Genomic DNA, 9,739 nt, shown 5'->3' with positions numbered 1-9,739 from the left:
GCTGGAGCCATTACCTCAGCGCGGCTCAACACACCAAATCGTTGCTGGGCCTCAAGCAAACCCGCCACTGTTCCCGGAACGCCGCTGCTAAGCAAACTGCGGGTGGCCTTTTGGCGATCCACATCCCCATCAGCGCCTAAAAACATCTCTGCGTAAGCGCGCCGCGGTGCCATCTCACGGAAATTGAGGGCATAGGCCTTGCGCTGGCCTTGATGCCAAAACAGCAAAAAACCACCACCCCCTAAATTGCCGGCTTGAGGCAGAGTTACAGCCAAGGCAAAGGCAGTAGCAACAGCAGCATCAATCGCATTGCCACCACGCCGCAGGATTGCAGCACCCACCCCACTGGCTAGCCGTTCCTGGCTTACAACCATCCCCGCCGCTGAACGCACAGGTTGAATGCGTTGGCCTTGCTCCTGCAGCGGATTAACCAGCAGAGCAAGGCAAACTAAACAAGCTGAAAGTGCCAAATTATGGGCTGCAACATCTACAGGCTGCCATTTATTTTGCTTTGTTGGTTTGCTTTTACCGCCGCTACTGCATTGGCACTCGAGCGCAGCGATGGCTTTCGCCCAGAAGGGGCCGGCCCCCGCTGTTCCGCTGAAATCATTCAGCTATTACAAACTCGCCTCAACCGGATTGATCAACGCTGGCAAGAAAATCACCCAAAAGCCACCAGCTTGGAACTAGAGGCCCAGCAGGTAAACCAGGTGGTGCAAGCAGAAGCGATCAAAGCCCACGCCTTAAAACGCTACAACTGCGAACTGCAATTAACTCTTTAGCGGTAATTTTCAAATTGCAATGGCACCTCCACCTCCTGCGCCCTTAGCAATTGGATTGCGGTTTGGAGATCGTCTTTATTTTTACCGGTGATCCGCAAACTATCGCCTTGGATTGAAACTGTTACTTTTTTCAGCTCATCCCGCACGGTTTTGCTCAGTGATTTTGCCAATTCCTGGCTAAGCCCTTTACGCAACTTGATCTCTTGTTTTACCCGATTTCCCCCCACCGGCTCCGGGGTTTGAAAATCAAAGATTTTTAGTGACAACTCACGTTTTGTGGCTTTTTGGCGCAACACATCCAACACCGCCTCCAGGGTCATATCTGTGGCAGTGGTAATCACAATTGCTGCTTCTTCCAGGTTTAATTCAGTGCCTGAATCCTTTAGGTCGTAGCGCTGGCCCACCTCCCGGCGCACCTGATCAACAGTGTTAACCAGTTCCTGGCGATCAAAATCAGACACCACATCAAAGCTGTAGCTATCCGCCATACAAGGCTCACAAAAGCAACACTCAACAGCCTAGAAAAGAGCCATCACTGTGCCCATTTCCATGGCAGTTCAAACCGCCTTTGCCGCCTCGTTACTGCTTTCAGCCCTAGTGGTAGTGCTGAGCGTGGTTCCCCTTGGTGCGGCCCGCTCAAAAAGTGATTTCACTATGGCTGATCTGGCTGCTCCAAGGGCAATGTTTGAATGAATGCCCGCTTGGGGTAAACGGGCCAGCTGGGCGCATCAAAACAGCTTTGAAGCCTTTACTCTTCACGCCCCAGCTTGCTTGCTCTGCCTAATTGCAGCTGTTAATAGCCCCATTGCAATGGCCGTTGCCTTGGCTCATCCAGCATTGCGATTGATCTACATCGCTGCCTATGTGGGGAATGTTCCCCCTTTACGGGGTATCTGCTGGGCTGCTGGCCTCACCTGTAGCGGCATTCTTTACCTAGAAGGCTTGAAGGCAATACTTATTCCTTGATGAGCAAACAATTCAATCAAAAAATAAAAGTGTTACCACCTTGCCAATCTCTTCTGCGCTGCGGCAGGTGTCTATTAGTGTTTCGCTGTCGTGAAAAGCAAAACAAATAAGTTGATCACAGCGGCTCACGATTTCTCGATTACAAATAGCGCTGGCCTCCAGCAGTGGTAGATCATCGTTGTCTGGTTTTTCCACCAGATGCATCACCCGCTCTAATTGCTCGCGAGTTTCGCTGCCCTGGCGATGCAAACTTTGGGGCAGGATCACCGTTAATTTGGCTGGATCCACTGCCAATACACCCCGAATAACCGCTGCATTCACACCCTGAGCGCCAGAAGTGAGCAGATTGTGACCCTCCTGCGCCAGCGAACGGGCAACCAATTCCACTAAATGCACCGAAACAACCGGTACATGACGGGTGCCAAGGATGGCGATTCGTCTTTTACCCGTATCTTGTAGCAATGCCAACTCCTGGGCCAAGGTGTCAACCCGGTCGAGCGTTGGTAAATCGAGGGACCGGGTCACAACCTGTGCAACAACTGAGCTTTGCGTTTGACCGTAGCAGCGCCGGCCTGAACCTGTTGCAGCTCTAGAAACCCAATCGCTTAAATAGCGGTTCGAAAGCGCAATGTTCAGCCACCATTCGTGCCGCATAACTGGCCTTCACAGTTTCATGCAAACGCACGTGGCCGAAGGCTTTTTCAATCACCGCAACAGTTGTGAGGGTGTCGTGATTCACCTTAAGCAGCGGCACATCAAGCTCCTGGGCGCGGCTCACCAATTGCGGCAATGGATCAGCTGCACCGGTGAGAATGAGGCACTGGGTGGAAGATTCCAAAGCTGCCAACTGGATATCGGTGCGATCTGCCCCTGTTACTACAGCCATATTGCGCTGACACCTGAAAAATTCCATCGCGGAATTCACATTCATGGCACCAATGCTCAAGGTTTCAACGAGTAGATCCTTGCGTTCACGGCAGCAGAGCATCTCGGCGCCCAGCCGTTGCACTAATTCCCCCACCGTCACACTGCGCAGCAGGGGGCTGCGAGGCAGCAGGCCATAAACGTGTAAACCAAGGGCCTCAAGGCCAGGCACCGCCCGTTGCGCAGCTTCAATCTGGGCGGGATCGATGTTGTTCAACACCACTCCCAGTAGCTGGTTACCCAATTGGGCTTTGGCCTGCAGCAATGGTTCAACGCTGCGGGCATCTTCCCAGGCATGGGCAATCAATACCGGCGCATTTAAGCCAGTGGCTAATTGCGGCAGGCTTAAACCAAACAACAAGCCTTCGCTAAGGGATCCAGCCGCTTCCAGCAGCGTGATGCCCTCAGCCACACCAAGCATTGCGGCCAGTTCCTTGCTCACCGCTGCTGCATCCACCTTGTGGCCCGTGAGCAACTGCTGCTCGGCGGTAGCAGGGGCAATCGCTTTTAGGGATGTGAGTAGGGCTGCCTCGGGCAATGAGAAAAATTCACCAACAAAACGCACGTCGTCGTCGATAAGCGGTTCGCTTGCGCCTTGCTGCTCCAAACTGGTGGCAAGCGGTTTGCCATACCGAAAAGGCAAGCCGCGATTGCGAAATTGTTGAGCTAAGCCCATCACAAGGGCAGATTTTCCGCTGAAAGGTTCACAGGATCCCACCAATAGGGTGGCGCTGGGATAGCCCATGACGGCAGGATTAGTTAGTAGGAAAATCTACTGTTCGAACTGGTGCAAAAGTGGTTATTGGCGCTTTTAGTGGGAAGAAATGCGCTGTTACCGGGGCTGGCGGCAGTTTTGGCCGGGCTTTATTAACGCAATTTCAGCTGCAGGGGGCTGAATTAATAGCCCTACGCCATAGCGATGAGCCGTTGCAACTAATCAATGCAAACGGCCAAACGGTGCCGCTGGAAACGATTTGTTGGCGAGTGGGAGAAGAAGAAAAGCTTGCCCAAATGCTGCAGGAAGTGGAAATCCTTGTGATTAACCACGGCATTAATAAACTCGGGGCACGAGATACAGCGGCCGCCATCGCAAGCCTTGAGGTAAATACCCTCAGCGCCATGCGGCTACTTGAGCTGTTTCTAAAAAGTTGCAGCCCAGGCACTAAAAATCGTGAGGTTTGGGTAAACACTTCAGAAGCAGAGGTGAATCCAGCTTTGAGCCCCTTGTATGAGATCAGCAAGCGGGCCCTGGGGCAGTTGTTAAGCCTGCGCAGCCTCGATGCCCCATGCCCAGTGCGTCGCTTGGTTTTGGGTCCGTTTAAATCGGCGTTAAACCCCTATGGATTCATGCGAGCTGAGGCGGTGGCAGCAGCGGTTATGAAACAGGCGATTGCAGGCAAAAAGTTAATTATCGTGAGCCCAAATCCCCTCACCTGGCTATTGATGCCACTCACAGAATGGGGGAGAAATATTTACAACCGCAGCTTTACACAAGCTCCCGATCAGTAAGGATTTCGCAACCTTCTTCAGTAACGAGCACTGTGTGTTCCCATTGAGCCGAAAGACTACCGTCTTCTGTTACAACAGTCCAGCGATCTTTCAGGGTGCGGCAGGCTTTTGTGCCGCCATTTAAAATAGGTTCCACAGCCAATGTCATCCCAGCGCGCAGGGTCACATTGGGTAATTCCTTAGTGCGGAAATTAAATACAGATGGTTCTTCATGGAGATTCCTGCCCACCCCATGGCCCGTGTAATCCTCCACTACCGCATAGCCATTGGCTTCCACGTGATCTTGCACAGCCCCAGCGATATCAAGCAACGTATTTCCAGCCTTGATGCGTTTCAGCCCTGCGTATAGGGATTCTTGAGCAACACGAGCCAGCTTCACCGCCGCCGCAGGGGCGTCACCAACACAAATTGTGACGCAGCTATCACCGTGATAACCCTCAAAAAATGCGCCGGTATCAACTTTCAGTAAATCGCCGTCGCGAATTAACCGCTTTGCACTTGGAATTCCGTGCACTACTTCGTTATTAATGCTGGCGCAAATACTGCCACTGAAGCCGTGGTAACCCTTAAAACTTGGTTCAGCATCCATTGAACGGATGCGTTGTTCCGCATAAGCATCTAAATCAGCCGTGGTCATTCCCGGTTTCACGAGCCCCATAATTTCTTTAAGCACCGTTGCAACAATCCGGCCCGATTGGCGCATGATCGTGATTTCCCGAGCGGATTTCAATTCCACCCCCCTACGATTTTGGCGGATGCGTGGCCCTGCCTGGGGCTTGGCCGATACCAAGAGTTCAGCAAATAGATTCATAGTTACCGGCATCCAGGCCCGAGTTAACAAGCTATCAACGGCCACGCCCCTGTTGCGAAAACCAGTGCGATGACCAACTTCTTTCTAATGCTGCGGCGCTGGCATGAACGCCTTGCACCTTTTGTTATTACGCCATTAATGCTCACGGTGATTTCAGGCACCAGCTACCGGCTTTTAAGGGATTGGGGCGGTTTGAGTCGTGATCAAGCGCACCTGCTTTTGGTGTTGCACGAAGGGGAATGGTTGGGGCCAAGGGGCGAAACTATTTACGTTTTGCTCAACGGCCTCGGCCTGCTGTGGATGCTTTGCAGCGGTGGCTTGATGCTTTTACAGAAATTACGCAAGCAAACCACCTCCCCGTAGGGAGGTAAGCTCTTTATTTGGCCCCGCAGCAGCAACCCATACAGGAGTTGCTTATTTCGCAATGACCGCAGAGGAAACAGCCGCAGAGATCACTAACGAGACCAAAACAGCCGAGGCCCCAGCAGCTGAAGCTCCTGTCTCTGACGTTGCATCCCAAGAAACACCAGCAACAAAAAAGCGCAAATTAAGCGCTGCTGAGTTGATGAGCTTTTTTGAAAGCAGCCAACTCAAAAGCGACTTACCCGACATTTACGTGGGCGACACCGTAAAAGTTGGCGTAAGGATTAGTGAAGGCAATAAGGAACGTATCCAGCCCTATGAAGGCGTAGTGATCGCCAAGCGCCATGGCGGAATGCACCAAACCATCACGGTGCGGCGTATTTTCCAAGGTATTGGAGTGGAGCGGGTCTTTATGCTCCACAGCCCTCAAGTGGCCACAATCAACGTGGAGCGTCGCGGCAAGGTAAGGCGTGCCAAGCTCTTCTACCTGCGTGATCGGGTTGGTAAAGCCACCAGGGTGAAGCAGCGCTTCGATCGCTAATCACCGCTTCGTCTTAGAGTTGGTAGCGGTGGGGGTGCATCGCCTCCTGCGTCGTTAGTTCAGTTGGTAGAACGCAGGTCTCCAAAACCTGATGTCGGGGGTTCAAGTCCTCCACGGCGCGTTCGATGCACCCCGCTCCATTTTTTAGGTCTGAAACTGAGGAGAATCATGGAATTGGATCTGCAGCCTGGTGATGTTGTCAAAGTGCTTGAGTCTGCGGCCCTTGGCTGGGTGCGCGCTCGCGTGATTCGAGTGAAATCTGGCGGCCGTGTTGTAGTACAAAGCGACCAGGGCAGGGAATTCACCGCTAGGGGCAATCAAGTGCGTTTGATCGAGCCCGCTGGGTTTCGCCCCTGATGCTGATCATCACAGCCAGTAGTGGCAACAACCTTGAACTAGCTCGTTTAATCGAAAGCGAAGCAATAGCTCAAGGCGTTACTTGCAATATTCTTGATTTATGCAACCTAAATTTGCCACTATTCCACCCTGGCGTGAAAGAAAAAGGGGCTGGAGATGGCCTTGTTGAATTACAAGATGCTTTGCATTCACATAAAAGTATTTTTATTTGCGCCCCTGAATACAACGGTTTAACCCCGCCCGTCCTCAGCAACGCCATCGCATGGCTTTCAGTTGCCTGCAGTGATTTCAGAGAGCTTTTTAATCAGCGCCCGGTTGCCCTTGGCAGCCATAGCGGTGGTGGCGGAGGCAGGGTTTTAATCGCAATGCGCCAACAATTTTCATACCTTGGCTGCACTGTTTTGGGTCGTGAACTGCTGGCTACATTCCAAAAACCAGCTAAGCCAGAAACGATCCAAGCCCTTGTTCAAGATTTGATCAAACTGGAATCAATAACCAGTTGACGGCTGGCACCCAAAAACGCGATAATGGCCTCTGTTCACGGGATACCCCAGCAAACCAGAAAGCCCCACTGAATCTCATCTTAAATTTTTTCTTCACTTTCTAACTGATCAGCATTAACTGAACAGCAACAACTTGAAGTTTTATTGATGTGAATCAACGGCCTTAATTCTCAACTTGGGACTGTAGTTCAATCGGTTAGAGCACCGCCCTGTCACGGCGGAAGTTGCGGGTTCGAATCCCGTCAGCCCCGTTTAAAAACCCTAAATATCCATGGATTCCGGTTCAACGGCTAACCCCGTTCGCGTTCGGCTTGCGCCAAGCCCCACCGGCACCCTTCATATCGGCACTGCCCGCACCGCAGTTTTTAATTGGCTTTTTGCGCGACGCCATGGTGGCAAATTTTTATTGCGCATCGAAGACACCGATAAAGAACGCAGTAATCCAGCCTTTACCGCAAATATTCTGGAAGGTTTGCAATGGCTTGGGCTTGATTGGGATGCTGAACCCGTAATTCAAAGTGCACGGATCGCTGAACATCGCAGCGCAATTCAACAGTTGCTTGATTCAGGCCATGCCTATCGCTGTTTTGCAACTGAAGCTGAATTAACTGCCATGCGGGAGCAGCAGGCAGCCCTAAAGCAAGCTCCTCGTTATGACAATCGCCACCGTAATTTGAGCTTGGCCCAGCAGCAGGAATACAGCGCTGCCGGCCGCCAAGCAACTATCCGTTTTTGCATTGATGATCAACGCAGCATCACCTGGAGTGATCTGGTGCGGGGGGAAATGCGTTGGGCTGGTGCTGATCTTGGCGGCGACATGGTTATTGCCCGCCGCGCCGCTGCTGATCAAATCGGTGATCCCCTCTACAACCTTGTGGTGGTGGTAGATGATGCCGCTATGGCGATAAGCCATGTGATTCGCGGCGAAGACCATATCGCAAATACCGCAAAGCAGTTACTGCTTTATGAGGCCTTAAATTTAGCGATTCCTAAATTTGCCCACACCCCATTAATCCTTAACCAGGAGGGCAAAAAACTATCAAAACGTGATGGTGTTACCTCCGTGGCAGATTTTCAAGCCATGGGTTATACAGCAGCTGCTCTGGCCAACTACATGACCCTGCTGGGCTGGTCTGCCCCAGAAGGGATGGGGGAACGTTTCACACTGAAACAAGCCGCCGCTGTATTTGATTTTGATCGAGTCAATAAAGCTGGTGCCCGTTTTGATTGGGACAAATTAAATTGGCTAAACGGCCAGGTGCTCCATGAACTCGGCCGTGAACAGCTCGAGCAGCAATTACAGCCTCTTTGGCAAGCCGCCAATTTTGCTATCGAACAAAAATCATTGGCCTGGCGCTTAAAACTATGCAACTTGCTTGGACCATCCCTTACCCTTCTCGCCGATGGGGTAGAGCAGGCAAAACCTTTTTTTGTACAACCAGAATTAACACCAGAAGCCCTTTCCCAACTCCAAATTCCAAACGCAATTTCAGGCCTCCAGGCCCTATTCGCGTTAATTCCAGATCATCCAATCGATAGCAGCAGCGCCCAAGAATTGATCAACCAAACCTGCGAGGCAGCAGGCATTAAAAAAGGTTTATTGATGAAAAGTTTGCGCGCAGCCCTGTTGGGGCGTTTGCAAGGGCCTGATCTAATTGAAACTTGGTTGTTACTCAACAGTAGTGGCGACGACCGCCTCCGCTTGCAGCGTTGCTGGCTCTAATTCCACTAACCCCAATTTTTTTGCTAGCCATGGTGCACTGAGCCCTTGCAAACCAACGGTCATTAAAATCGTTAAAAAAACCAATCCCTGCAACCGCCCTGCCCCTGAAATTCCCGCCTGCTCTAGGCGAATTGCAAACAAGCTGGCAATTGCTGCAGTAACGATGCCCCGCGGCGCTAACCATGTGATCAGCAGCCGTTGAGCCCCATCTAGCGGCAAGCCAAAAGTGGCAACAGAAATCGCTATGGGCCGCACCAGCAGCATCAACACCAACACACAACCCACACCGCCCAAACCCAAAGGGCTTAGTTCCTGCCAAGACACATCAGCCGCTAGCAACGGAAATAACAAGGTGATTGCTAATTGAGCTAATTGCCGAATTAAGCCATCTAGTTGTTCAGGAGCTGCGGATGGCCTGCGGCCCACAACAACACCAGCAGCAACTGCCGCTGGTAAACCTGATTCCGGCAGGAAGGCCTCACAACTTGTAAACATCAACAGCAAAACTCCAAGGCTTAATTGCAGCCGTAACCCCAACACATCCGTTTCATTTGGTAAACGTCGCAAGATTTCAGAAAGAAATAGCCCACTCAGAGCGCCAACTAATAAACCAAACCCCAGCCGCAGCACTAAGCCCTGCGCTACCCCTTGCCAGCTCTGCAAATCACCCAATACCAATTCCAGCAACATCAATGCCAATACCGCACCTATTGGTTCCAGCACTAAACCTTCCGCTTCCAATAACTCGCCAAGGGGGGCTCGCAGGCGCATTTGTTGCACCAATGGGTTCACCACAGTTGGACCAGTAGCCAAAACGGTGGCGCTAAAAACAGCTGCCAAGGGCCAGTTCAAACCGGCTAACCAATGGGCTGCTAACAAACCACCAATAAGGGCAACCACAAAGCGCACAAGCACAATGCGCAGCACCGCATTTTTTAATTCACCACCAGGCAAGCGCAGATTCAAACCACCATCAAAAAGCACCAAGCTGACCAATAAACCCACCACCGTGCCAAGGCCAGAACCAAGATCCAGTGGTTCAATCCAATGAAATCCAGCCCTTCCAACTATCAATCCGCTAGCCAGTAGCACCACCACCCCAGGCAAGCTGGTGAGACGTGAAATCAATTGCGCTGAGGCACCAGAGGCAATCGTTACGCCCCAAAGCAGGCCGAGGCGATCTTCACTCATTACCCCAGAATGCTGGAGAGGGAGGTTTTAAACTTAATTAATGGTTCAGCTATCCAAACTGGCTCGCAT

Annotated in this window: 13 protein-coding genes, 2 tRNA genes and 1 pseudogene; 10 read left to right on the top strand and 6 right to left on the bottom strand. The window is 51.8% G+C overall.

What is annotated here, in order from left to right:
- On the bottom strand, positions 1 to 470 hold a 470-nt coding region (locus tag AC2JC8_RS03940; protein ID WP_484594234.1), incomplete at its 3' end, for a gamma-glutamyltransferase.
- A gap of 3 nt (positions 471 to 473) precedes the next feature.
- Between AC2JC8_RS03940 and AC2JC8_RS03935 the strand changes: the two genes are divergently transcribed.
- Positions 474 to 782, top strand: a complete 309-nt coding sequence (locus AC2JC8_RS03935) for a hypothetical protein (protein WP_484594233.1) — start codon at positions 474 to 476, stop codon at positions 780 to 782.
- On the opposite strand, the gene AC2JC8_RS03930 is transcribed toward AC2JC8_RS03935, so the two are convergent.
- The gene (locus AC2JC8_RS03930) at positions 779 to 1,270 is read right to left on the bottom strand and encodes a YajQ family cyclic di-GMP-binding protein (protein WP_255131486.1); all 492 of its coding nucleotides are present in this window, start codon (positions 1,268 to 1,270) and stop codon (positions 779 to 781) included. The genes AC2JC8_RS03935 and AC2JC8_RS03930 overlap by 4 nt on opposite strands.
- Before the next feature lie 61 nt (positions 1,271 to 1,331).
- Here AC2JC8_RS03930 and AC2JC8_RS03925 point away from each other — a divergent pair.
- Positions 1,332 to 1,748: pseudogene (locus AC2JC8_RS03925) on the top strand (MAPEG family protein).
- Between the two features lie 12 nt (positions 1,749 to 1,760).
- Here the strand turns inward: AC2JC8_RS03925 and AC2JC8_RS03920 are convergent.
- Both AC2JC8_RS03920 and AC2JC8_RS03915 read right to left on the bottom strand, forming a co-directional pair.
- Entirely contained in the window at positions 1,761 to 2,273 is a 513-nt protein-coding gene (locus AC2JC8_RS03920; RefSeq protein WP_255131484.1) for a DNA-protecting protein DprA, read from the bottom strand.
- A 64-nt stretch (positions 2,274 to 2,337) separates the two neighbouring features.
- On the bottom strand, positions 2,338 to 3,417 hold the full coding sequence (locus AC2JC8_RS03915) for a DRTGG domain-containing protein (RefSeq protein ID WP_484594232.1): 1,080 nt from the start codon (positions 3,415 to 3,417) through the stop codon (positions 2,338 to 2,340).
- Between the two features lie 50 nt (positions 3,418 to 3,467).
- On the opposite strand from AC2JC8_RS03915, the gene AC2JC8_RS03910 reads away from it, so the two are divergent.
- Positions 3,468 to 4,181 carry an SDR family NAD(P)-dependent oxidoreductase gene (locus AC2JC8_RS03910; RefSeq protein ID WP_484594231.1) on the top strand — a complete coding sequence of 238 codons (714 nt, stop codon included), beginning with the start codon at positions 3,468 to 3,470 and terminating at the stop codon, positions 4,179 to 4,181.
- Here the strand turns inward: AC2JC8_RS03910 and map are convergent.
- Positions 4,159 to 4,992, bottom strand: a complete 834-nt coding sequence (map, locus tag AC2JC8_RS03905) for a type I methionyl aminopeptidase (protein WP_255131496.1) — start codon at positions 4,990 to 4,992, stop codon at positions 4,159 to 4,161. The two genes, AC2JC8_RS03910 and map, sit on opposite strands and share 23 nt — an antisense overlap.
- A gap of 69 nt (positions 4,993 to 5,061) precedes the next feature.
- On the opposite strand from map, the gene AC2JC8_RS03900 reads away from it, so the two are divergent.
- The 7 genes from AC2JC8_RS03900 to gltX all read left to right on the top strand — a co-directional run bounded on the left by AC2JC8_RS03900 (position 5,062) and on the right by gltX (position 8,479).
- Positions 5,062 to 5,355: a peptidase gene (locus AC2JC8_RS03900; protein WP_295460102.1), complete on the top strand. Its 294-nt coding sequence runs from the start codon at positions 5,062 to 5,064 to the stop codon at positions 5,353 to 5,355.
- A 61-nt stretch (positions 5,356 to 5,416) separates the two neighbouring features.
- Positions 5,417 to 5,896 (top strand): 50S ribosomal protein L19, encoded by a 480-nt coding sequence (gene rplS, locus AC2JC8_RS03895; protein WP_484594230.1) that lies wholly within the window; start codon positions 5,417 to 5,419, stop codon positions 5,894 to 5,896.
- A 48-nt stretch (positions 5,897 to 5,944) separates the two neighbouring features.
- Positions 5,945 to 6,017, top strand: a tRNA-Trp gene (locus AC2JC8_RS03890).
- Positions 6,018 to 6,064: 47 nt separating this feature from the next.
- Positions 6,065 to 6,253 (top strand): SH3 domain-containing protein, encoded by a 189-nt coding sequence (locus AC2JC8_RS03885; protein ID WP_006043540.1) that lies wholly within the window; start codon positions 6,065 to 6,067, stop codon positions 6,251 to 6,253.
- Positions 6,253 to 6,756: an NADPH-dependent FMN reductase gene (locus AC2JC8_RS03880; RefSeq protein WP_484400655.1), complete on the top strand. Its 504-nt coding sequence runs from the start codon at positions 6,253 to 6,255 to the stop codon at positions 6,754 to 6,756. Before AC2JC8_RS03885 ends, AC2JC8_RS03880 begins: the two co-directional genes overlap by 1 nt.
- A 177-nt stretch (positions 6,757 to 6,933) precedes the next feature.
- Positions 6,934 to 7,007 (top strand) — tRNA-Asp (locus AC2JC8_RS03875).
- A gap of 20 nt (positions 7,008 to 7,027) precedes the next feature.
- Positions 7,028 to 8,479, top strand: coding sequence for a glutamate--tRNA ligase (gene gltX / locus AC2JC8_RS03870; RefSeq protein WP_484400656.1), 1,452 nt, complete (start codon positions 7,028 to 7,030; stop codon positions 8,477 to 8,479).
- Here the strand turns inward: gltX and AC2JC8_RS03865 are convergent.
- Entirely contained in the window at positions 8,426 to 9,670 is a 1,245-nt protein-coding gene (locus AC2JC8_RS03865; RefSeq protein ID WP_484400657.1) for a cation:proton antiporter, read from the bottom strand. The genes gltX and AC2JC8_RS03865 overlap by 54 nt on opposite strands.
- Between the last annotated feature and the right edge of the window lie 69 nt (positions 9,671 to 9,739).

The organism is Synechococcus sp., from assembly GCF_982614295.1.
Note: the sequence above shows the minus strand (reverse complement) of the source record. Positions and strands in the feature narration are given on the sequence as shown.